We start from the raw sequence: 22,843 nt of genomic DNA on the forward strand, positions 1-22,843 counted from the left end.
TCCGCGTCAGGCGGCGCGGACGACCTGGTCGTCCTCTTCCGCCGCGCCGAGGGCAGTCCGCACCTCGGCCAGCATCTCTTCAAGCTCGGCGATCTGCAGCTCCAGCCCTTCCTCGGAGTGACGCAGTTCGTCGACGCGGTCTTCCAGCGTGTCGGTCGCCTGATGGATGCGCTTGATGCTCTCCAGGCGACGCTTGAGCTGAATCTGGTATTCCCGTACCTGCGTTTCCAGCGGCGCCATGACGGCCCGCAACCACTGGTCCATGTCGCGGTTGGCGACTTCAAAGGTGCGCCGGGCCTGCACCGCCACAGTGTCGAAGAACTTCTGTGTGAGCTTGCGCTTCTCGGTCGTCACCAGGGTTAGCGTGGTGTTGATCTGGCGATTGAAGATCTCTTCCAGCCGGTCGATCTCACGCAGATAGCGCTGCGTCGAAAAGCCTGCCGGTTGAGCCAGCTTGAGGCCGTGCTCGACACTGAAACGCTTGTACATCGAAGCCAGCATCGCCGAGATCTCGACGATTTCGGCGTCGGATTGCGCGAGGTTGCCACGCAGGCGGGTGAAGAACTGCTCCATCGCACCGCGCAAACCGGCCGTGAAGGTCGAGTCGAGCATGGCTTCGCGCGTACGCCGCGTCTCGTGTCGCAGCACGTCCAGGCCCATGTGCTGCAGCAGGTTGTTGGTGAGCGTGGTGAATACCGAACGCACTGCGTAGTACTTCTTGAGCCCTTCCTCGAACTCGGCCTTTTCGCTGCCGACCTTGCGCATCATGTATTCGATGACGCTCTGGTTCTTGCCGCGCAAGTCCGCCAGCTCACGCAACTGCTCGCGCACGCCGCTCTGCCGCGCAAGCAGCAACTGGCGCGACTGGCGCACCACGTCGTCGACTTCGGCCAGGCTGCTTTCGCGCACGATGCGCTGACGTGCCGGCAGCACCTCCGCCGACAGTGCCTGCTCGAAAACCCCCAGCCGGCTGCGCTCGACCAGTGCCTCGTCGCCGTTGATGCGACCGACCAGCCCCTTCTGTGCCGACACCGGAAACACACTCGAAGCCTGCACCCCGAGGGTGCGCGCAACCGACGCCACCTGCCCCTCGATCTCGACTTCGATGCGCGCGTCGTCGCGCAAGCCATCCCACAGGCCATCGATCTTGTTGAGCACCACCATGCAGCCGTGGTTACCACTGCGACCGGCGCTGACGCACTCGCGCCATACCGCCAGATCGCTTTGCGTGACGCCGGTATCGGCCGCCAGCACGAACACCACGGCGTGTGCATTGGGCAGCATCGACAGGGTAAGTTCGGGCTCGGCACCGATGGCGTTGAGCCCCGGCGTGTCGAGCACAACCAGGCCCTGTTCGAGCAGCGGATGCGGAAAATGGATGATGGCGTGGCGCCAGCGCGAGATCTCGACCATGCCGTCGGCGTCCGCCACCAGCATGTCCTCACCGCCCTCCTCGCCCACGCGAAAGCCGAGTTCGCGCGCCTCGTCCACGCTCACCCGAGTGGTTTCGCCGACGCGCGCCAGACCACGTTGCAGGCTCTCGGCAGAAGCGGTATCGAGCGGCTCGACCTGCCAGGCTTCGGGGCGCGAACGCAGCACGGCGACCACGTCGCCGTCGCGACGCGACTCGATCGGCAACAGGCGAATCTGCGGCGTGCTGCCGTGCTCCCAGCACAGTTCAGTCGGACACATGGTGGTGCGGCCGGCGCTCGACGGCAGGATGCGGTCACCATAGCCGGAGAAGAACACAGCGTTGATCAGTTCGGATTTGCCGCGCGAGAACTCGGCGACGAAGGCAATTGTCAGGCGGTCCTCGCGCATGCGGTCGAGCACCTGTTTCAGGCGCATCTCGGTCTGCGCATCGCCGACTTCATTGCGGGTCAGCCACGCGCGCAGACGCCCGATGGCCGCCTCACCCTCCTCGCGCCAGTTGCCATAGGCGGAAAACCGATCAATCAGTTCGTTCATTGCACTCTCCGGCATCGAGGGGGGACGCGATCAGATTCGCTCAGCATAGCGTCCGGCCGACGCCCTGCCAATGATGCATCTGAAGCGCCGCGACCGGCGGCATGTGATGGCCGACGGACGCAGCTCAGACGCGTCGCGGCAGAGCTGTGCGCGGCTTGCGCAGCGGCTGGCACCGCGCACACCAGAAGGTCGAACGCTGGCCCATCACGGTCTTGCGCACGGTGCCTCCACACACGCGGCAGGCGTCGCCGTCGCGACCATACGCGAAGTACTGTTGCTGGAAGTAGCCGGCCTTGCCGTCACCCCCGACGAAATCGCGCAAGGTACTGCCGCCGGCTTCGATGGCCGCAAAGAGCGTCTCGCGAATGGCCTCGGCAAGGCGTCGGCAGCGCTGACGCCCCAGACTGCCGGCTGGCGTGAGCGGATGGATGCGCGCCCGGAACAGGCTCTCCGAGGCGTAGATATTGCCGACACCGACGACGCGATGAGCGTCCATGATGGCCAGCTTGATCGGCGTGCTCACGCCACGCAGCGCTTCAAACAGCCAGTCGCCATCGAAGCCCGCATGCAGCGGCTCGATACCCAGACGCGCAAACAGCGGATGCTGCGCCAGCTCGCCCGCATGCCACACTATCAACCCGAAGCGCCGTGGATCGCGCAGGCGCAGGGCCGTTTCGCCAAACAGCAGGTCGACGTGATCATGCTTGTCGGCGGGTGCCCGCGCATCGACCACACGCAGACTGCCGGACATGCCCAGATGCACGATCACGGTGCCGCCGGGGAAGCCCAGCAGCAGGTATTTGGCTCGCCGCTCCACCGCCAGCAATGGCTGACCGTCAATGCAGCCACCCAGATCGGCGGGCACGGGGTAACGCAGGCGACCGTTGCGGATGATGCAACCGCTCGCCATTCGCCCGGTCAATACCGGACGAATTCCCCGGCAGGTGGTCTCGACTTCGGGCAATTCGGGCATGAATGTTTTCCTGATTGAAGCCTGCCGGGCATCGCGCGCTTGCCCGTGCAGCATGAAACTGCATACCATCGGACACTTCGCGAGCAGCGCAGACCGGCCTTACTGGACCCGATTATGAAGCACAAGCTCCCCCCGTTCGTCGCCGGCATGGCGCTCACCCTTGCGCTACTGGCTCCGGCCAGCCACGCCGCGCCCGGCGACAGCCCCGCCACCACCGAGTCGGGCGCCATCCTGCCGATACAGGAGCTCTCCTCAGACGTACTGTTTCTGGTCCTGCTCGGCGAGATCGCCGGCAGCCGCGGCGACCTGCCGGTGTCGGCCGAAGCCTATCTGCACGCGGCGCGCCAGACGCTCGACCCACGCATCGCCCGACGCGCCACCGAGATCGCACTGGTGGCGCGCGACATGGACAGCGCCTCGGTGGCCGCGCGCATCTGGCTCGATGCCGAGCCGACGTCCGAGGACGCCCGTCGCATGCTGGCCGGCATCCTCGCCACCCGCGGCGACCAGATGAACGAGGTGCAGATCGAGCTGGCGCGCATTCTGGCCAATTCCGAAGGACCGCGCCTTGAGCAGAACCTGCTGGGCCTGAACCGCGCCCTGTCCCCGATGCAGGACAAGTCGCTGGTGCGCGAGACCGTCGAGCGTCTGACCGAACCCTACCTGCTGCAAGCGCCGGCGCATTTCGCCCTGGCCCAGGCTTACGCCGGCGAAGGCAACGACCTGGCCGCGCTGACGTCCATCGAAACCGCCCTCAAGCTGCGTCCTGACTGGGAGCCGGCGGTGGTTCTCAAGTCGCAACTGCTCGTGCAGCTCAATGCCGTACAGGACGCCCTGGACCTGCTCGGCGCATACCTGATGCGCCACCCCGACAGCCGCAACGCTGCCATCGCTCATGCCCGCAGCCAGGTTTCGGCGCAGGACTTTCCGGCCGCCCTGACCGAGTTTCGCAGTCTGCTGGCCCGCTACCCGGACGATATCGACCTGATCTACGCCGTCGCGATGATCGCCACCCAGACCGGCGACTTCCCGCTGGCGGTGAAACAGTTCCGGCGCGCCTTGGAGCTCGGACACCCCGAGCGCGACGGCATCCTGTTCAATCTGGCGGCCATTGCCGAGCGCACCGATCGTCGCGACGACGCCTTGGCGCTGTACCGCGAAATCGAGACCGGAGCGCACTACCTGGACGCGCAGATCCGCATCGCGCATCTGCTGGCCGAGGGCGGCAATCTGGACGCCGCGCGCGCCCACCTGGCCGGCACCGAAGTCGAGCTGGACGATCGTCGCCGGCTGATCTTCACCGAAGTGCTGCTGCTGCGTAACGCCGGGCGCACCGAGGAAGCCCTGCAGGTCATCGACGAGGCCCTCATCGACGCCCCGGAAGACCCCGACCTGCTCTACGAGGCCGGCATGCTGGCCGAGCGCCTGGACCAGCTCGAACGCATGGAGCAGTACATGCGACTGGTCATGGAGATCGACCCCGAGCACGCCCACGCCTACAACGCACTGGGCTATACGCTGGCCGAACACGGCGTGCGCCTTGAAGAAGCCGAAGAGCTGATTACCCGCGCGCTCGAACTGTCGCCCAACGACCCCTTCATTCTCGACAGCATGGGCTGGGTGCGCTTTCGCAAGAACGATGCGCAATCGGCTCTGATCTATCTGCAGCGCGCCTATACGATCCGCAGCGACCCTGAAATCGCGGCCCATCTGGGCGAAATCCTGTGGACGCTCGATCGCCGCAACGAAGCCAACCGCATCTGGAACGAGGCGCTGCGCGCTCACCCGGACAACGCAGTGCTCGGTGAAACCATGCGCCGCCTGCGCGGCCAATGATCCGTCTACTCGCCACCCTTGCCGGCTGCGCCCTGCTGGTCGGCTGCGCCCTGCAGCCGCCGCGGGATGAGCAGGTCGCGCCGATCGAACGCGAGCGCGTGCTTTCCTTCGACCTGGAAGGCCGTCTCGCTGCCAGCGACGGCGAGCGCGGCGCCAATGGCCGGCTGCGCTGGGCGCACCGCCCGCAGGGCGACGAATGGGTGGTACTCAGTCCGCTCGGGCAAGTCGTCGCGCATGTCGTCGGCACGCCGGAAGGCGCCGTGCTGCGCAGTTCGGACGGGCAGCGTCTGTACGCTCCCGACACCACCACGCTGCTACCGCACATTCTCGGCATCAATGCGCCGGCCGAGCATCTGGCCGACTGGATCCAGGCCATCCCGGCCGAAGGCGCGCGCATCCTCGAAACCGACGCAATCGGCCGTCCGACGCGCATTTCAGACAGCGGCTGGATCATCGACTATCCCGAGTACGCAAGCGACGACCCGCAATCGCACCCGCGCAAATTGAACGCTCAGTGGGGCGACGCCCGACTGCGCATCGTGGTGGACGCATGGACGCCGCGCGACTGAAACGTCTGGTCGGCTGCCCCGCACCAGCCAAGCTCAACCTCTTTCTGCACGTCGTGGGCCGCCGCGACGACGGCTACCACCTGCTGCAGTCCGTCTTCCGCCTGCTCGACTGGAGCGACACGCTCGACTTCGAGCTGCGTGACGACGGCGCGATCCGGCGCCTCAACGACATTCCCGGCATTCCCGAATCCACCGATTTGGTAATTCGCGCCGCGCAGTTACTGCAGGCCGAAACGGCTTGCAGTGCAGGGGCGAACATCGACCTGCACAAGGTGCTGCCGAGCGGCGGCGGACTTGGCGGCGGCTCGTCGGACGCCGCCACCACGTTGATCGCACTCAACCGCTTGTGGAACACAGGCTTGAAGCGCAGCGAACTGGCCGCGCTCGGGCTGCGCCTGGGTGCCGACGTGCCGTTTTTCATTGGCGGCACGGATGCCTTCGTCGAAGGCATCGGCGAAGTCCTCACGCCTGTCGAATTGCCGCCGGCGTGCTACGTCATCGTCGCGCCGGGCGTACACGTGCCGACCCTCGAAATTTTCCGCTCCCCCGACTTGACGCGAAACACCGAAGCCATCAGAATTGCGGACTTCGCTTTCCGCGCAACCCGGAACGACCTGCAGCCAGTAGCGTGCAGACTTCACCCGGAAATTGCCGCGGCAGTTGAATGGCTGGAGCGCTTTGCTCCCGCGCGCATGACCGGTTCGGGTGCCTGTGTGTTTGCGGCGGTCGACTCCGAAAATGCGGCTTCGGATATTATTGCCGCCTGCCCGCCAAAGTGGCGTGCATGGAAGGCCCGAAGTCAGGCGCGGCATCCGCTTCACAGCTGGCTCGACGGGTAGCGAAAAAGGTTTTTTGGGGAGTCGCCAAGTTGGTCAAGGCACCGGATTTTGATTCCGGCATTCGAAGGTTCGAATCCTTCCTCCCCAGCCAGACGACGAACCGGGCAGGCCACGCGCCTGCCCGTGTCGCTTCCGGCTCCACAGATTTTCAATTTCGGTACTGGAGAATCGGTCATGCCCCGTGGCAGCCTGATGGTCTTCACCGGCAACGCCAATCCTAAACTCGCTGCCGATGTCGTACGCCGCCTCGGCATCACACTCGGTTCTGCGACGGTCGGTCGTTTCTCCGATGGCGAGGTCAATGTCGAACTGCTTGAAAACGTCCGCGGCAAGGACGTCTTCGTCCTGCAGCCGACCTGCCAGCCGACCAATGACAACCTGATGGAAATGCTGGTGCTGGTGGATGCGCTCAAACGCGCTTCGGCCGGTCGCATTACCGCTGCCATCCCCTATTTCGGCTATGCCCGCCAGGATCGCCGTCCGCGTTCGGCGCGTGTGCCGATCACGGCCAAGGTCGTCGCCAACATGCTGCAGGCCGTCGGCGTGCAGCGCCTGCTGACGATGGATCTTCACGCCGACCAGATCCAGGGTTTCTTCGACGTGCCGGTGGACAACGTCTACGCCGCTCCGGTGCTGCTCAACGATCTGGACAAACAGAAATACGACGACCTGATGGTCGTGTCGCCCGACGTCGGCGGCGTGGTGCGCGCGCGCGCCTTCGCCAAGCGTCTCGAATGCGATCTGGCGATCATCGACAAGCGCCGCCCCAAGGCCAACGTGGCCGAGGTGATGAACATCATCGGTGAGGTCAAGGACCGCACCTGCGTGATCATGGACGACATCGTCGACACCGCCGGCACGCTGTGCAAGGCCGCTACCGCCTTGAAAGAGAACGGTGCGCGTCGCGTGCTGGCCTACTGTACGCACGCCGTACTGTCGGGCGCTGCCGCGGCACGCATCATGGAGTCCGATCTGGACGAACTGGTCGTAACCGACACCATTCCGCTGCGCGACGACGCGCGCGGGTGCTCGAAGATTCGCCAGGTTTCGGTCGCCTCACTGCTGGCCGACACCATGCTGCGCATCAGCAACGAGGAATCGGTCAGCTCGCTGTTCATGGAATGATTTTCGGCCTGCAGCGATTGCTGCGGGCCACTTTACGATCCGTCTGGTCGCGGGCGGATCATCTTCAACCACCGGAGTACTGCAATGAACATCGAATTCAAGGCCACCAAGCGCGTGGATCAGGGCACGGGTGCGAGCCGCCGCCTGCGTCGCGCTGGCCAGCTGCCGGGCATCATCTACGGCGCCCATCAGGACGCCGAGGCGATCACGCTCGACCATAACGAGCTGTATCACCTGCTGCGCAAGGAAGCGTTCCACTCTTCCGTCCTCAACGTTGTCGTTGAAGGCAAGAAAGAGACCGTCATCCTGCGTGACACCCAGTGGCACCCGTACAAGCAGCAAGTGCTGCACATCGACTTCCAGCGCATCAGCGCCACCGAAAAGCTGCACATCAAGGTGCCGCTGCACTTCGTCAATGGCGACGTCAGCCCGGCCGTGAAGCTCGGCGGCCAGATGATCTCGCACGTCATGACCGAGATCGACATCGCCTGCCTGCCGAAAGACCTGCCGGAGTTCCTCGAGATCGATCTCTCCAAGATCGAGAACGATCAGTCGCTGCACGTTTCCGACATCGCTCTGCCCAAGGGCGTCGAAGTTGTTCACCACGGTGAAGGCAACCCGGTTATCGCCACCGCACTGAAGACCGGCGGCGGCAGCGCTGACGACGACGCAGCGGAAGACGGCGAAGGCGGCGAGGCCGAGGCCTGATCGGCATCGCACGCTGACCGATGAGCTCCGCACCCGTGCGCCTCGTCGTCGGCCTCGGCAACCCCGGGGCCGAATACACCGAAACCCGGCACAACGCCGGGTTTTGGTTTTGTGAGCGTCTCGCCGACGAGCTCGGCGTGCGCTTTGCACCCGAATCCCGCTTTCATGGCCTCGCGGCCAACGCGCGCAGTGCCGGCGCCTGGCTGCTGATGCCGCAGACCTTCATGAACCGCTCGGGCCAGTCGATCGGCGCGCTGGCGAGGTTCTACCGTATCGAGCCGGCCGAGATCCTCGTGGTGCATGATGAACTCGACATTCCGCCCGGCCAGTTGCGCCTGAAGTTCGGCGGGGGTCTGGGTGGCCACAACGGTCTGAAAGACACCTCGGCCCATCTCGGCACCAACGACTACTGGCGTTTGCGCATCGGCATCGGGCATCCGGGCGATCGCAACGAAGTGGCCAACTTCGTGCTCAAACCGCCGCGTCGCGAAGAGCAGGAAGAAATCGACGCCGCAATGGATCGCGCGCTGCTTGCCTGGCCGCTGATTGCCGCGGGCAACTGGACGGCCGCGACGACCCGACTCAATACCCGCCCGAAGCCGGCGAAGAACAAGGAAGAACCCAGCTCATGAGCCTCAAATGCGGAATCGTCGGACTGCCCAACGTCGGCAAGTCGACCCTCTTCAACGCCCTGACCAAGGCCGGTATCGAAGCAGCCAACTACCCGTTCTGCACCATCGAGCCGAACGTCGGCATCGTCGAGGTGCCGGATCCGCGTCTGGCTGCGTTGTCGGAGATCGTCAAGCCGCAGAAGATCCAGCCTGCCATCGTCGAGTTCGTCGACATCGCCGGGCTGGTGGCGGGCGCCTCCAAGGGTGAAGGCCTGGGCAACCAGTTTCTCGCCAACATCCGCGAAACCGACGCCATCGTGCACGTTGTGCGCTGCTTCGCCGACGATAACGTCGTGCACGTCTCCGGCTCGGTGAACCCGATCCGCGACATCGAGGTCATCGACACCGAACTCGCGCTGGCCGACCTTGCCACCATCGACAAGGCCATCAACCGCTACAAGCGCCCTGCCGCCGCTGGCGACAAGGAAGCCAAGAACCTGCTGCCGGTGCTCGAGAAGTGCCTCGCCCAGCTCGACCAGGGCAAGCCGGTGCGCGCCCTCGACCTGGCCAAGGACGAATGGATTGCCATCCGCCCGTTCTGCCTGATCACCGCCAAGCCGGTGCTGTACGCCGCCAACGTGGCCGAAGACGGTTTCAGCAACAACCCGCATCTGGACGCCGTGCGCGCCCACGCCGAGGCCGAAGGCGCTCAGGTGGTGGCGCTGTGTGCCGCCATCGAAGCCGAAATCGCCGATCTGGAAGAGGCGGACATGAAGGACTTCCTCGAGTCCATGGGCCTCGAAGAGCCGGGCCTGGACCGTCTGATCCGTGCCGGCTTCACGCTGCTCGGCCTGCAGACCTACTTCACCGCCGGCGTGAAGGAAGTTCGCGCGTGGACCATCCACGTCGGCGATACCGCGCCGCAGGCAGCCGGCGTGATCCACACCGACTTCGAGCGCGGCTTCATCCGCGCCCAGACCATCGCCTTCGATGACTTCATCCAGTACAAGGGCGAAGCCGGCGCGAAGGAAGCCGGCAAGATGCGCGCCGAAGGCAAGGAATACGTCGTCAAGGATGGCGACGTGCTGAACTTCCTGTTCAACGTCTGATCCGTCGCGCCCGTCCCGGAAACACAGAAGGCCTCTGATCGACGATCAGGGGCCTTTTTGTTTGCGTCCACGGAGGCAGCAGACGAAAAAGGGGCGCCTTCCGGCGCCCCTAACGTTCAGCCGACAGATCGACGTTCCCCGCTCAGAACGTCGCCAGCACGTTCAGGAACCAGCCGCGGCTGCGGTAAGACAGGTCCGTCAGGTCGTCCGAGTAGGTGGTGAAGTTGTAGCCCACGCCCACCTTGACGTGCTCGCCGACATGGCGATACACCGCCAGCAGGAAGCCGGCCTGCGCATCTTCTGCTTCTTCAGCGCGCAACTTGCGCCACTCGACCACCGCATCCCATTCGCGCACGAAATGCCAGTCGGCGCGCAACACCAGCAGATCGGCGCGGCTCGAAAACCACTCGCTGTCGGGGTTGGTGAACTTGAGTTCGCCGATGCGCAGGCCGTACTTCGCGCCCAGCGACAACCACGGACGGAAATCCCACACCGTATCGACCGACAGCACCTGGCTGCGCTGCGCGTAATCGGCCGAACCACCACTGGGCGAGCGCTGTCCGGAGGACGGCACGTTGTGGTAGTTGGTGTACTTGAACAGCGTGTTCCAGCGGTCGTTGTTGATCGGCCGATAGGCTGCGCCCACCACGATCTCGTGGAAATCGCCGTCCCAGAAGTTGGCCCCGCTGTTGCTGCTGCGCGAGAGGTTGAACTTGCCGATCAAACGCCACGACGGGTCAAGCTGGTAGCCCAGCGAGTTGCGCATCAGCCAGGTGCGGCCCACGCCAAAATCGGACTCATCACGGCGGAACTCGACACTGCCGGCATAACGCACCCGGTCATGCTTGTAGCCGATCGACAGCCCCAGCGCGCGACGCTTGAAGTCGCCCGCCAGCGGGTCTGTGATGCGCCCGGTCTCGAAAGTCGCGCCCATGGTCCAGCGATCAGTCGGCGCCAGATCCACACCAAAGGCGTGGGTCAGGCCCTGCGGGCCGGCGCCGTGGGTGTAGCGGTTCTCGCCGAACACCCGGGCCGTTTCGCTGACGCGATAGTCCGCGCCCGTTACCCATGAGCCGTGCCGACCGCGCCAGGCGTATTCCGGGTCTTCGGTCTCGATCACGTAGTTCAGGTAGGCATTGCTGCGATCGCTGATGCGGTAGTCGGCGCCGAGCAGGCCGCCCGGGCCGCCGTCACCGCCCGAAGCCTCGGCACGCAGACGCACACGGTCATTGACCTGCAGGCTGCCGCCCGCGCCGACGCGGTTGTTGTCGTCGCGCTCGCCCGACTTCGCCACCGTGCCCTGCACGTAGGCGTAGGCTGCCCAATCCGCCACCGTGCCGTCTTCAACCAGCGGCTGATAATCAACGCGACCGATCACGTCAGTGCGACGGCCCTGTTGTGCCAGCGTCGGGCTGGCGATCAAGCCCGGCGCCTTGTTGTCGCGCTCGTCCTGACGCACGCCGATGGACGCCGCCCATTCTTCGGTCACGCGATGCTGCCAGGCGAGCTCGACGTTGTGACGATCCTGAATGTCGCCTTCACGCTGGTCGGCCTTGACCGTCACCCGGTCGGTGTCGGTCACGTCCACTTCGGCGCGCACGCCGACCTGCGTCACGGCCTCGCCCGCCACCGATATCTGGCCCGGACCGCTGTAGCCCGCCTCGCGGTCCTGCCAATAAGCGGTGACTGATCCGTCGGTGTCTTCGGTCACCTCGGCCAGATCGATGCGCGCCTCGATACGGCGCGCGTTGGCCGACACGTCGCTGCCGCCGGCAAGACTGTCCTGGAAGCCAAAGCCGCCATCGACAGACGAGGTCAGCGTGCCGGCCGCGCCGGTCGAGCGCGCGAACTCGGCTTTCAGCGTGGTACCCGCTGCCACGCGCACGGTGATGTCGAGGCCCTGCAGGGTCTGACGGGCTTCGCCCTCGCCCTGGCGGAAGCCGGTAACCCCCAGCATCACGTGATCATTGAGCCAATGGCTGGCGCGCAGACCGACGGCCAGGCTATCGACCTTCTCGACGCCGGGCACGTATTCATAACTGACCACCAGATAAAGCGGGTTGCCGGACGATGGCGAAGTCTGCACCAGACCGCTGGCGCTGCCGGTCGAGGGCAGCGGGCTTTCCAGCATCAAACGGCCCTGCAGGTAGTTCACGTCGTAGTCCAGACCGGCCGTGAGCATGCGGCGTTCGAGCACCAGACCGGAGTCGCGGTCGCGTACTTCGATCCAGGCGCGCTCGGAGCCTACCGTGATGTCCTGGTTGCGCAGGTAGTACAGCGAGCCGCCGGTGCCGCGGAACTCCTCGCGGGCGGGCAAGGTGCCCGGGTCGGCCGCGAACACTTCAGCGTGCGTGCGGCGCTCGCCGAAGCTGGTCGCCTCTTCGGATACATAACGGCCACGGGCGCCGTACAAGCCGCGCGAATACTGCGCCAACTCGCTGCCCGACCATGAGGTGTGGAAGTTGCCCCACATCACCTGCGAATCACCACGTTCGAGCCGCACGTAGAACTTGCCCTGCGTCGGCGCGTCATCCACCGTCGTGCTGTCGTCGCCGTACACCGGGTAGTAGGCGTCCGGGTCGATGTTGCGCAGCAGGTAGCGCGGGTCCTTCGACGAGAAGTTGGAGAACAGGTGTTTGAACGGCTGCTCGCGGGTGTCGGCGGCGGCGGTCAGCAGCCACTCGCCCTTGATCTTGCCCTTGAGGTAGAAGGCGCCGCGGCCATCCACATAGGTTTCGTTGCGATAGTGGTCGGTGTCCCCGGTCACCAGCTCGGCGTTGTCGCTGCGATTGACGCCATTTCGGCCCACCGTCAGGTCGCCGATGGCAACGTAGAACCAGTCGTCATCCGGAATCGAGACGTTGCGGCGGAACAGTGCCGACTCGCCGTTGGCTTCATCCACGCGCACTTCGACCGAATGCGGGCCGGACGGCATGATCTGGCGCACCACGAAGCGCCCTTCGCGGTCCACCGGCACCGAGAGGCCCAGCGCATGCACGCGCTGACCTTCGGCCAGGCGGGTGCCGCTCACCGTCACCGTGCCACCGCGCACCGGGATGTTGCGCAGCGACAGCGCGTTCTCGCCCCAGCCAGTCAGCGCCTCGCGTTCTTCCACGTCGCGGTCAGCCAGCGGACGCGGCTTGGAGGCAACGGTCAGCGTCTTGACCGCCGTTTCGTCGTAACGGCCGGCGCTGTCATAGACGCGCAGCACATACTGGTAGTCGCCATCGCGCAGGTCACCGGACGGGAAAATTGCGCCGTCTTCGTCGCGCAGCGGCACCGACCATGCCAGCGGCTCTTCCCAGCCGAGCGGCAGCACGACCTTGGGTTTGCCGTCGGGCGCTTCGCCGGCGCGGAACACACGCACTTCGGCGCGCTCGATCCACGCCACGTAGTTGGCGTAGCCACGGAAATGCACCGTGCTGCCCCGCTCGGCCACATCCTCTTCGACCCACACGTTGAGCGACGGGCGCGCGGCCAGATCGTCGTACTTGATCTGGATGTCGGCCTGCGCCAGCGCGACGTCGGTGCAACGCTGGCGATCCGCCTCGCTCATGCCGCCGCGCTCGCCGTCGAGACTCATCGGCTCACCGTCGACCGTCACGCGGAACGGCACGTCGATCGGGCCGACTGCCGCGCAGCTCCGCACCTCATCGGGCGCCTGTGCAGCGAGGGGGTCGGCGTACCACGCGGAAATCTCGACGCGCCGGTTGCGCGCCATGCCCTCGGGCGTGGCGTTGTCGGCCAGCGGACGGTCGGGCCCGAAGCCGGCCAGGCTGACGGCCTCGGCCGGTAGCCCAAGCTCGGCGCGCAAGTACTCGGCCACTGCCAGCGCACGCGCCTCGGACAAGCCCTGATTGCTGCCGAAGCGCTCACGCGCCCGCGGCGACAGACGCTGGCTGTCGGTATGGCCAGCCACAGCCAGACGAATGTTCACCTTGCCGCGCAGATCGCGCAGCAGGCCGTCGAGCACGGCGCGCGCTTCAGCCGTCAGCTCGGCATCGCCGGAACTGAACGCCGCCGCGCCACGCTCTTCGTCAAGCTGCAATTGTTGCTGCGGGGGCTGCTCGGGTGCAGCGGCGGCGCGCATCGCCGCCAGGTCGCTGCGCGTCACGCCAGACGGCAGCGGCCACATCACTTCACTCTGCCGCTCAACCGGCGAGGTGACGCCGCGCGGCTCGACACGCCGGTTATCGATGCGCTTGCCTTCAGGCTCCTGCGCGCTGTCCTGCGCCGAGATTCCCATGGCCGGCCAGGCCGACAGCGCCGCCAGGGTGGCCACCACGGTCAGTTTGTACGGCATGGCACGATGTACGCGATGCGCCTTCATTTCCGCTCTCCTTGCGCGCTGTTCGCGACATCGATGAGTTCCGTTTCAACAATCAGGGGTGGGCCGTCGTCCTCCTGCTCGCGGTAAGCCTCGGTCAGCGTGCTGCGCAGGCCGTCGAGTCGCTTGTTCACCACGTCCAGGTCTTCTCCCGCGGTCACGCGATAGGCCAGACGGGCCACTGCGGGTTGCGCAGACAGCGCCGGCATCAAGCCCTTGAGCTTCCCGGCCCAGTCCGGCGCGAGCACATCGCCCTCGCCGAAGGCGCGCTGATCGACCTCGATGCGGAACACCTTGTGCACCGTGGCGCCGAAATTGAGCTTGGTGAGCTTGCCGCGCGTGGCCCGCACGGAACGCGGGTTCTCGGTGGTGATGCGGTAGCCGGACGGCAGCGTGCGTTCGTCGAGCTTCATGACGAAGTTGCTGCCGCGATCACGCTGCGGAATCACTGCGCACGAGACGTGGAAGCGGCCATCGGCATCAGCCGTGACCAGCAGGCCACGCGCCGTGACCACGCGCACGTTCGGGATGCCCGGCTCGCCTTCGTCCTGGTAGCCGTTGGCGTTGCGGTCGTCGAAGACCTTGCCGATGATGTCGGAGCAGTCGAACACCGGATCGGGAATGACCCGCACCAGCGCCGAACCGACGTTGGACACACGCTCTTCCACCAGCTGGTTCATGGCCCAGGCGAGGTTGGTGTACTCGCCCTCACCCACGCCGGCACCGACCACCAGCACCACGCGGAAGGTCTTGGTCTCACCCGCCGCGAAGTTCATGTCACGCCATCGCAACAGGCGGTTCTGCGCACGCGGCTCGGCCGGCACGAAGACGCTGCTGCTGCCGTGGCGCACGCTGGCGCTGCCGCTGCGATAGCGGAAACCGGCCGGAATCTGGTCGACCACGTCGATACCCGACAGCGTCGCGCTCAGGGTGTTGGTTGCGGTGATGGTGTAGGGCACCAGACCACCCTTGACGATGTTCACCAGCGGCGTCGTCTTGACGATGCGGATGGCGCCTTCGAGCACCGGATCGAGCGGAATGTGGTTGTTCAGCACGTCGGCCGAGGTACCCGGCGTCAGGTTGAACGTCAGGTAGTACTGCGTCGTGGTCGCCGTACCCGAGATCGCCGCTTCGCAGGTCAGCGGTTCGTGCTGCGTGGTGCCCGACGACGGCGCCTCGTTGGACAGCGTCACCAGTGCGGGCGACGGCACAGCGCCGACCGACGGCGTGTTGGCGCACGCCGGAATCATCGTCGATACGCCCGGCACATACGCCGGCGGCACGGTCACGGTCAGCGTATAGACGCCAGCCGGCGCACTCGGCGTGAGCAGGAACTGGTAGAAGCCCGTGACGCCGGTGGTGAAGTTCTGGCCGGCCTCACCGCCGACCAGATGGTCGGCCGGATTGAAGGCGCCCGGCCCTTCGATGGTCACCACGGCACCCGGCACCGGCTGACGGGTCACGGCGTCATACACCACGCCGGCCGGATCGAGCGGGAGGCTTTGCTCGACCACGTTGGCGCCGGGTTCCAGCGTCAGCTCGTTCAGCGTTCCACCGCCGTTGTCGGCGCCGCCCGGGTTGGCCGACGGATCGACGGCCCCCGGCGTGTAGTCCACACCGCGCTCATTGGGCACCGGACGCCCGAACACCATGCCGGTACTCGGCTCGCGGAAACGGATGTCGTAGCCACTGCCCGGCGCCAGGTTGTTGAAGATGTACTCGCCCTGCTCATCGGTCGTGGTGGTGGCCACCTGTACGCCGTTGAGCCACAGTTCGACGGTCCAGTCCGGCACGCGCGGCTCGCCCGAGTCGAAAACCCGGTCGTGATTGACGTCGCGCCAGACCTTGCCGGCCACCGACGAGCGGTTCAGCACCTCGGTCGGGTCTTCGGCCGTGTTGTTGCTGGTGAAGTCGGGCGGCTCGTTGCCGCCGGAAATCGTGACGGTGTTGAGCAGCATCTGATCCAGCACCGACTCGGCCACCTCGACACGCAGCGTGATCGGCTCGCCCGAGGTGCCGGCCGCAATCACTGCCGCCGTGGTGCAGCTCACGATCTGGCCCGAAACACCGCAATCCCAGCCATTGCCGCTCGGCACACCCAAGGCGGTGATGCCACCGGGCAGCGTGTCGACGATGGTGATCACACCGCTGGTATCCGCCAGACCGATGTTGCCCGGCTGGATGGTGTAGAAGCCGGTGGTCGAGCCAGCGCCGAACGTGGCGGGCGAGTGCGACTTGGCAATGGTCAGGTCGGGCGCTTCGTTATCCGGCACTTTCGGGAAGTTGTTCTCGCCCGAAACGCGGTTGGTGCCCGAGAGATCCACGCCGGTCAGCTCGCTCGACGTCGCGTTGTGGGCGGGCGAACCACCGGTGGTGCCGGCGACCGGATTCTTGTTGCTGGCACCGTCCGGCTGACCCGGCTGGGTGATGGTGTAGTTGTTGCCTTCGGGCACGCCGGTGAAGGCGTAGCTGCCATCGGGGTTGGTGGTGGTGTTCAGCGAAACCGGATTGCCGTTGATGTCGTTGCCGGTCAGCGTCACCGGCAGGCCGCCGATGCCGTGGTCCACACCGTTGAGCAGATCGTTGCCGTCGTAGTCGAGGAAGACGCGGCCGGTCACGCTGCGGGTGGCGGCCATCTCGGCAAAGTCATTGCCGACCGAAGACTCGCCCGAGCCCAGCACGATGCCTTCGATCTGGCTCTTCACGTCGGGCGTGTTCGGGTTGCTCGGAACGCCCGGCGTCGTGCTGCCGGAGCCGGCGATGGTCTGGCCGTTGGCCGTGCCCTCGGGCTGATTCGGCTGGGTCACGCGGTAGGTGCCCGGCTCCAGATCGGCGAACTCGTAGCTGCCGTCGGCGCCGGTGACGGTCTGCGCCTCGTCCACCCAGTCGGACCCGACAAGGCGTTGCAGGCGGATGGTTTCGCCCGGCAGCGGCGGCTCGGTGCCTTGCTGCGTGCCGTCGTTGTTGGTATCGACAAAGGCCTTGCCGGCAATGCGGCCGTAGGCCAGTTCGCCAAAGTTGTTGGCGGTCGCCAGCATCGGCGTGACGCCGGCGCCGGTCAGTTCAATACCCGTGATGGTACTGGGCACGCTCGCCACACCAGTGGCCGTGCCGCCCGCGCTGCCGGCGGTGGTCTGGCCGTTGATGGTGTTCGGCGGCTGGTTGGGCTGACGTACCTGGTAGAGGCCGTCGGGCAGTTCGAGGAAAGCGTAGTTGCCGAGGCTGTCCGTGACGGTGCTCTCACGCAGCACGTACTGGCCGCCGTCGTGTTCCCACAACTGAATGACCTGGCCGGAAACGCCGGGCTCAGCCGATTCGGCAATCCCGTTGTCGTTTTCGTCCATGTATACCTTGCCGGTGACGGCATGGTTGGTGCTCACGGCCAGCACGGCCGTGCCCGGCTCCGGGTTCGGGCCAACGCTGGTTTCCAGCTCGCCGGCGGGAATGAGGTTGTTGTACTGGCCCGGCGCACTGGCCGTGACATCGACGGCGATGACGCAACCACCAACCGGGATCGCGGCGCCGCTGGCGTAACGGATGCGCGTGTTGGCGCCGGCACCGGAATCGAGCAGCGAAATCGAGCCCATCGTGCAGGTGGTGGCCCCGACGTTGATGCCGGTTGCGGTCATCGAGCCCGGCGTTTGCGGCAGGTCGTCGTCGAGGTTCGCGCTGAGCGTGATCGGCGACTCGTTGTCGTTGCCGAGCTGGATGCGCAGCGTGGAGGTACCGGCCACCGGGATCTGCACCGGATCGAAGTACTTGCCCAGCGTCGGCGGCTCGGGCACCTCGAACTGGTCCTGCGCCGGATTGGTGTTGGTCGCGCCCTCGGCGCTCTGCACCGCGGATTCCGGGATGGTGTTGACGTAGATGCCCGGCGTATTGCTCAGCACGTCCACGGCGATGGTGCAGCTTCCGTTGGGCGCCAGCGTTGCGCCGGTGAGGCGTACGAAGTTGCCCGACGGCGTGGCCGTCACGACCCCATTCGTGCCGCTGGTGCAGTTCGCCACCGCGTTGGGCGTGGTGGTGTTGAAGCTGCCTTGCGGATAGGTGTCGGTGAGGCGGACGTCGGTGATCGCGGTGTCGTTCGGGTTGCTGATGGTGATGGTCAAGCGGTTGGCCTGGTTCACCAGCCGTTGCGGGTTGGCATAGCTCTTGGCCACCGTCAGCGGATCACGCACTTCCAGCGTGCCGGTCACCGGATCGCCCGGCGGGATCAGCACCACTTCATCCACCGTCACCGAGCCCGGCGGCAGCGTGTTGACGTAGGTGCCGGAGCTGTCGGCCGTCATCTCGACGGTGACTACGCAGGACGAGTCGGCCTGCACCGTGCCGTTGCTCAGCTCGATCCGGGTCGGCGTCACTGCCAGCACGCCGCCGCAGGTGGTGCTGGCGTTGTGCGGATTCGCCGGCACCAGGCCCGGCACCAGCGTCAGGTCATCGACAATGCTCAGGTTCGACAGCCGGATGGCGCCACGGTTGGTGACGCGGATGGTCATCAGCGACGGCTCACCCGAGGCAACGCTGACCGGCGAGAAGGACTTGTCCACGCCGGCGCGCGCCACCGTTCCGAGGTTGGCCGGGAAGGTGTTGCTGTTGGTGACGTTCTGGTCGTTGGTCAGCCAACCCGGCTGCACCGTGTTGGTATGCGTACCGGTACTGTTGAGGCTCACGCCTACCCTGATTTCGCACGTGCTGCCGGCCGCAATGCTGGCATCCGACAAGGCCACACGGTTGCTGCCGGGCACTGCGCTCACCACCCCGCCCGGGCAGGTCGTGCTGGCCTGCAGCGGCGCCGCCACCTCGATGGCCCCCGGCATGTCGTCCACCAGCCCGGCGCCGGTCAGGTCCACCGCACCCGGCTCGTTGTTGTTGATGGTGATCGTCAGCAGCGAGGTCTCGCCGAGCGTGGTCAGCGTGTCGGGCGCAAAGCCCTTCTGCACGAACGGCAGCCCGGCGCCGCCCAGCTTGCTCAGCTGCGCCGTGGTGGACGTATTCGTTTCCAGACCGCCATCGGCCGTAACGGCGCCCGGCGGCAAGGTGTTGACGCTCGGGTTGGTGCCCTGCGAGCCGTCGGTAACCACGTTGAACGAGAAGGTGCACGAAGTCGTCGCAGGCACCTGCGCGCCTTCCAGCCGTACTCCGGTCGTGCCGGGTGCGGCGGTGATCACCGCCGGGCCCGCGCAGGTGGTGCTGGCCGCGGGCGCCTCGGCCACCAGCAGGCCGGTACCGGCGAGCGGGTCGACCACGCTCATGCCGGTGAGCGCGGCGCCACCGTTGTTGCTCACCGTGATGGTCACGCGCGAGACGCCGCCGTCCGGTGCCACGGTGCCGGGCGAGAAGCTCTTGGCCACGGCGAAGGTCGGGGTCACCACCAGCGTGGCTTCGGCGGACTCGGTCGGCGCTACGGCACGGCCGTCACGGGCGTCGGTGGCTTCGACGTTCTCGGGCGGGATCACGTTGGGGTAGCTGCCGGCCAGGGCGCCGACCACGTTCACCGACACCCGGCACGAGCCGCGCGCCGGAACGGTGAGGCCGCTGACGCGGAATTCCGTGCGCCCGTCGAGATAGGCATACACCGGCGTGCCGCTGCAGGTCGTGGCGGCGCCCGGCAAGGGCGCGACGACCAGCTGACCGGTGCCGCCGTCGGTGTCCTGCGGCAGCGCGTCGATGACGCCAACGGACTCCAGATCCCAGAAGCCGTTGTTGAACAAGGTGATGGTCAGCACCGAGGCCTGACCCTGCGTGGCCGGGCTCGGCGAGAAGCCCTTGGCAACGCGCAGATGCTGGGCGCTGACGGCCGAGGCCACGAGCACCGACTGGTTCTGCCCGCCGACCTGCACCGTGCAGTCGCCTGAGGTGCAGTCAATGCCGGCATTGGGCTGGGTGCTTAGGTCGTTGCTGATGCTCGCGCCAGCCGGCCAGTTGGCCGGGACCAGCGCATGAAATTCGACGTAGCACGAGCCGTTCTGCGCGCCGCTGCCGGCCGGCACGGTGAGGCCCGAAAACACGGCGGTCGTTGCACCATCGGCCGGGTAAGCCGGCGATCCGCCGCAAGTGGTCAGCGGATCGGTTCCGCCGAGGGTGGCACTGGTGGCCACGCGCAGCTGCGCACCGCCGGTCTGCGGCAGCACGTCGGTCACGCTCACGCCGCTGACGACAGCCGCCGAATAGTTGCGCAAGGCCACGCGGAAGCGCACCAGATCGCCCGGCACCGGGCCGACCGAGTTCAGCGGCTCGCCTTGCGGGCCGACGAAGGTCTTGTGCACGGTGAATTCGTTGAACACCGTGACGTCGTCGCTGGCCGATCCGGTCTGGCCCGAAATCAGGCCGACGTCTGGCAGCGTCTGCGACCAGTCGGCATGCGCGATGGTGTTGGTGTAGGGAACGATGTTGCCGGCATTGGTGTTCGGACCGGCGGCCTGCACATCCACCTGCACCGTGCAGCGCGTGCCGGTCGAGGTGGTGTTGGCCAGCGCAGTGCCGCCGGCGAGGCTGACGGTGCTCGTGCCGGAGTCAGCCGTCACAACACCCGCGCCGCATTCCTGCACGCTCAGGCCGTTGGGCGTGGACACCACCATGCCCGCGGGCAGGTTGTCGGTGAAGCTGACGCTGGCATCGTTGTCCGAGCGGTTCGGCAGCGTGATGGTCATGCGCACCGGCTCATCGGGCCGCACGCTGTCGTACTCGAAGTTCTTGCCGAGCGTCACCGGCGACTGCACGGTGATGCCAGCCGTAGCGGCGCTGTGGCCCATGTTGCGGCTGTTGGCCACCGAGTTGGCCGGCACCGTATTGGTGTTGCTCGAGGTGTTGCCGTTGGCGGCGTTGCCGCGCACTTCCCAGGTCACCGTGCACGACTCGCCGGGGTTCAGCGTGCGTTCTGCATCCAGCGTGATCGCCACGTTGCCCGTGGTGCCGTCTGCCGTACCCGCACCGCAGGTGCCGCCGGTCGCCGTGCCGGTTGCCGTGACGTTGGCCGGCAGATTTTCCGCCAGACCGGTGATGGTTGTGGCGCGGGGTCTGGCGCCAGGGTTGCTGACGGTGATGCTGATGGCGCTGGTGTCGCCCATCCGGATGGTCGTCGGGTTGAAGCTCTTGCTCACCGACAGCGTGCCGAGCGGACCAACCGTCAGGCCGATCTCGGCGTTGCCGGCGTTGCTTACCGGCGTGCCATCTTCGTCGCCGGTGAACCAGCCGGCATTCACCGCCGAGGTGTAGGAAGTGGTCGACCCGGGGTTGACCGCGATGCGCACATCCACCTCGACCGAGCACGTGCCGTTGGTGCCCGCACTGGCCGCCGGGATGGTGGCGTCGCTGAACTCGACGTTGCGCCCGCTGGCCACCACTACCGCCGCGCCGCAGGTGCTCTGCGCATTGGGCAGCGCCGCAATCTCGAACTCCGGCGGCAGCACGAAGCTGCCGCCCGGAACCGTCAAGGCACCGTCGGTGACGGTGATCTCCGCCGAGTTGGTGACCGTGATGCGCAGCGTGCGCACGTCACCGAAGTAGGCGGTGGATGAATTTGTGTAGGCCGTGGTCAGTGACACTTCTGCCAGCGCAGCCGACGCGGACAAGCCCAGGGTCGAGGCCAGCAGCAGCGCCGGCACCTTGCCACGCAGCGCGGCCGTAAGCCCTCGCCACATCGCGGTGGCTCGGGGCGGGGCAAGGTTCCTGATGGAACTCAGGGACGTTGGGCAGTCGTGTCTCATGGCGGCTCGCATGGCGTGAGAAAACAAAAACGCCGTGACCTGGGTCACGGCGTCCGATGGCGTTCCACGCTGCTCTCAATCCGCATACGGCGAAAGCGATGGACCCCCCGGAAGCAGCGCGGAGTTTATGAACTCGTGCTACCCCGATGGGTCACGTTCACCGTCGATAACTGGCCAAAGCTCTCCTTCCTCTCACCCGCCTCACAAAGGGGCGTGAAAACGGCCACGAAAAGCCCGTTTAGCGCTGAAAAAACATTGAACTGCTGTCGCACGAAGACGACAGAAGTGCCCTCTGCCAAGGGTGAAAAGGGTGGCGGAAACACCCCTTCCGAGCGGCCGCCCCCTACAGCGAGAGGATGAAACCGTGCCCGCGCACGGCCCGCAGCGGCAACTCGCTGCCCGCCTCGCGTTTCACCTTGCGACGCAAGCGGCTGACCAGCACGTCCAGGCGATGGTTGTCGTAGTAGTCGAGCCGATGCCCGAGCGCCTGGATCAGGCTTTCACGCGAGGCCACTTCGCCCGGCCGCTCGAACAGATACTGCAGCAGGCTGCGCTCAAGCGAGGTCAGCGGCACGACTACGCTGCGCGGCGCCAGCAAGGACCAGCCGTCCGGCGCCAACGTCCAGCCCACCGCGGCGTCGGTGGACGGCTCCTCACCCACCGCCGACACCGCCACGGCCGCCATGCGACGGCGCACGCTGACCAGCGTGGCCACCAGTTCGCGCAGGTCGACCGGTTTGACGAGATAGGCGTCGCCGCCCTGCATGAGGCCGCGCACGCGGTCCTCGGTAGAGCCGCGGCCGGTGAAGAAGACGATGCCCATGTCACGGATCTCGCGCAGCGAGGCGGCCACGGCAAAGCCGTCCTCGTGCGGCAAGCCCACATCGAGCACAACGATGTCGCACGGCCCGACCAGCAGACCGCGGTACAGACCCGTCGAATCGGGGAAGCCGCGCACCTCGAAACCGAAGTCGCCGAGCCCGGCAACCAGTTCTTCGCGCAGATCCTCGTCGTCCTCCACGACGCATACGCTGACGCCATCTCCCGGCCTGGATGTGGACATCAAATCCTC

12 protein-coding genes and 1 tRNA gene are annotated in these 22,843 nt (G+C 66.3%); 8 read left to right on the forward strand and 5 right to left on the reverse strand.

The window, feature by feature from the left end; genetic code table 11:
- Positions 1–6: 6 nt before the first annotated feature.
- Both AC6H0N_RS09915 and mutM read right to left on the reverse strand, forming a co-directional pair.
- Positions 7–1,968 (reverse strand): dynamin family protein, encoded by a 1,962-nt coding sequence (locus tag AC6H0N_RS09915; RefSeq protein WP_497573932.1) that lies wholly within the window; start codon positions 1,966–1,968, stop codon positions 7–9.
- A 124-nt stretch (positions 1,969–2,092) separates the two neighbouring features.
- On the reverse strand, positions 2,093–2,941 hold the full coding sequence (gene mutM / locus AC6H0N_RS09920; RefSeq protein ID WP_497573933.1) for a bifunctional DNA-formamidopyrimidine glycosylase/DNA-(apurinic or apyrimidinic site) lyase: 849 nt from the start codon (positions 2,939–2,941) through the stop codon (positions 2,093–2,095).
- A 114-nt stretch (positions 2,942–3,055) separates the two neighbouring features.
- On the opposite strand from mutM, the gene AC6H0N_RS09925 reads away from it, so the two are divergent.
- The 8 genes from AC6H0N_RS09925 (at position 3,056) to ychF (ending at position 9,738) form a co-directional block, all read left to right on the forward strand.
- On the forward strand, positions 3,056–4,777 hold the full coding sequence (locus AC6H0N_RS09925) for a tetratricopeptide repeat protein (RefSeq protein ID WP_497573934.1): 1,722 nt from the start codon (positions 3,056–3,058) through the stop codon (positions 4,775–4,777).
- Positions 4,774–5,346, forward strand: a complete 573-nt coding sequence (lolB, locus tag AC6H0N_RS09930; protein ID WP_497573935.1) for a lipoprotein insertase outer membrane protein LolB — start codon at positions 4,774–4,776, stop codon at positions 5,344–5,346. The genes AC6H0N_RS09925 and lolB overlap by 4 nt, the downstream gene beginning before the upstream one ends.
- Positions 5,328–6,185 (forward strand): 4-(cytidine 5'-diphospho)-2-C-methyl-D-erythritol kinase, encoded by an 858-nt coding sequence (gene ispE, locus AC6H0N_RS09935; protein WP_497573936.1) that lies wholly within the window; start codon positions 5,328–5,330, stop codon positions 6,183–6,185. The genes lolB and ispE overlap by 19 nt, the downstream gene beginning before the upstream one ends.
- 14 nt (positions 6,186–6,199) lie before the next feature.
- Positions 6,200–6,276 (forward strand) — tRNA-Gln (locus tag AC6H0N_RS09940).
- Between the two features lie 83 nt (positions 6,277–6,359).
- Positions 6,360–7,310, forward strand: coding sequence for a ribose-phosphate pyrophosphokinase (locus AC6H0N_RS09945; protein WP_497573937.1), 951 nt, complete (start codon positions 6,360–6,362; stop codon positions 7,308–7,310).
- Positions 7,311–7,394: 84 nt separating this feature from the next.
- Entirely contained in the window at positions 7,395–8,018 is a 624-nt protein-coding gene (locus AC6H0N_RS09950) for a 50S ribosomal protein L25/general stress protein Ctc (RefSeq protein ID WP_497573938.1), read from the forward strand.
- Between the two features lie 20 nt (positions 8,019–8,038).
- Positions 8,039–8,650: an aminoacyl-tRNA hydrolase gene (gene pth, locus AC6H0N_RS09955; protein ID WP_497573939.1), complete on the forward strand. Its 612-nt coding sequence runs from the start codon at positions 8,039–8,041 to the stop codon at positions 8,648–8,650.
- On the forward strand, positions 8,647–9,738 hold the full coding sequence (ychF, locus tag AC6H0N_RS09960) for a redox-regulated ATPase YchF (RefSeq protein WP_497573940.1): 1,092 nt from the start codon (positions 8,647–8,649) through the stop codon (positions 9,736–9,738). Before pth ends, ychF begins: the two co-directional genes overlap by 4 nt.
- 142 nt (positions 9,739–9,880) lie before the next feature.
- On the opposite strand, the gene AC6H0N_RS09965 is transcribed toward ychF, so the two are convergent.
- The 3 genes from AC6H0N_RS09965 to AC6H0N_RS09975 form a co-directional block, all read right to left on the reverse strand.
- On the reverse strand, positions 9,881–14,068 hold the full coding sequence (locus AC6H0N_RS09965; RefSeq protein ID WP_497573941.1) for an OmpA family protein: 4,188 nt from the start codon (positions 14,066–14,068) through the stop codon (positions 9,881–9,883).
- Positions 14,065–21,705 carry a DUF7933 domain-containing protein gene (locus AC6H0N_RS09970; protein ID WP_497573942.1) on the reverse strand — a complete coding sequence of 2,547 codons (7,641 nt, stop codon included), beginning with the start codon at positions 21,703–21,705 and terminating at the stop codon, positions 14,065–14,067. The genes AC6H0N_RS09965 and AC6H0N_RS09970 overlap by 4 nt, the downstream gene beginning before the upstream one ends.
- Positions 21,706–22,114: 409 nt before the next feature.
- On the reverse strand, positions 22,115–22,834 hold the full coding sequence (locus tag AC6H0N_RS09975; RefSeq protein ID WP_497573943.1) for a response regulator transcription factor: 720 nt from the start codon (positions 22,832–22,834) through the stop codon (positions 22,115–22,117).
- Positions 22,835–22,843: the final 9 nt, after the last annotated feature.

Source organism: Pseudazoarcus sp. NS34 (assembly GCF_059703725.1).

What these genes read in the sequence shown, in the direction of transcription:
- AC6H0N_RS09915 (WP_497573932.1), bottom strand. Translation starts at nt 1,968, where the DNA reads ATGAACGAACTGATTGATCGGTTTTCCGCCTATGGCAACTGGCGCGAG.
- mutM (WP_497573933.1), bottom strand. Translation starts at nt 2,941, where the DNA reads ATGCCCGAATTGCCCGAAGTCGAGACCACCTGCCGGGGAATTCGTCCG.
- AC6H0N_RS09925 (WP_497573934.1), top strand. Translation starts at nt 3,056, where the DNA reads ATGAAGCACAAGCTCCCCCCGTTCGTCGCCGGCATGGCGCTCACCCTT.
- lolB (WP_497573935.1), top strand. Translation starts at nt 4,774, where the DNA reads ATGATCCGTCTACTCGCCACCCTTGCCGGCTGCGCCCTGCTGGTCGGC.
- ispE (WP_497573936.1), top strand. Translation starts at nt 5,328, where the DNA reads ATGGACGCCGCGCGACTGAAACGTCTGGTCGGCTGCCCCGCACCAGCC.
- AC6H0N_RS09945 (WP_497573937.1), top strand. Translation starts at nt 6,360, where the DNA reads ATGCCCCGTGGCAGCCTGATGGTCTTCACCGGCAACGCCAATCCTAAA.
- AC6H0N_RS09950 (WP_497573938.1), top strand. Translation starts at nt 7,395, where the DNA reads ATGAACATCGAATTCAAGGCCACCAAGCGCGTGGATCAGGGCACGGGT.
- pth (WP_497573939.1), top strand. Translation starts at nt 8,039, where the DNA reads ATGAGCTCCGCACCCGTGCGCCTCGTCGTCGGCCTCGGCAACCCCGGG.
- ychF (WP_497573940.1), top strand. Translation starts at nt 8,647, where the DNA reads ATGAGCCTCAAATGCGGAATCGTCGGACTGCCCAACGTCGGCAAGTCG.
- AC6H0N_RS09965 (WP_497573941.1), bottom strand. Translation starts at nt 14,068, where the DNA reads ATGAAGGCGCATCGCGTACATCGTGCCATGCCGTACAAACTGACCGTG.
- AC6H0N_RS09970 (WP_497573942.1), bottom strand. Translation starts at nt 21,705, where the DNA reads ATGTGGCGAGGGCTTACGGCCGCGCTGCGTGGCAAGGTGCCGGCGCTG.
- AC6H0N_RS09975 (WP_497573943.1), bottom strand. Translation starts at nt 22,834, where the DNA reads ATGTCCACATCCAGGCCGGGAGATGGCGTCAGCGTATGCGTCGTGGAG.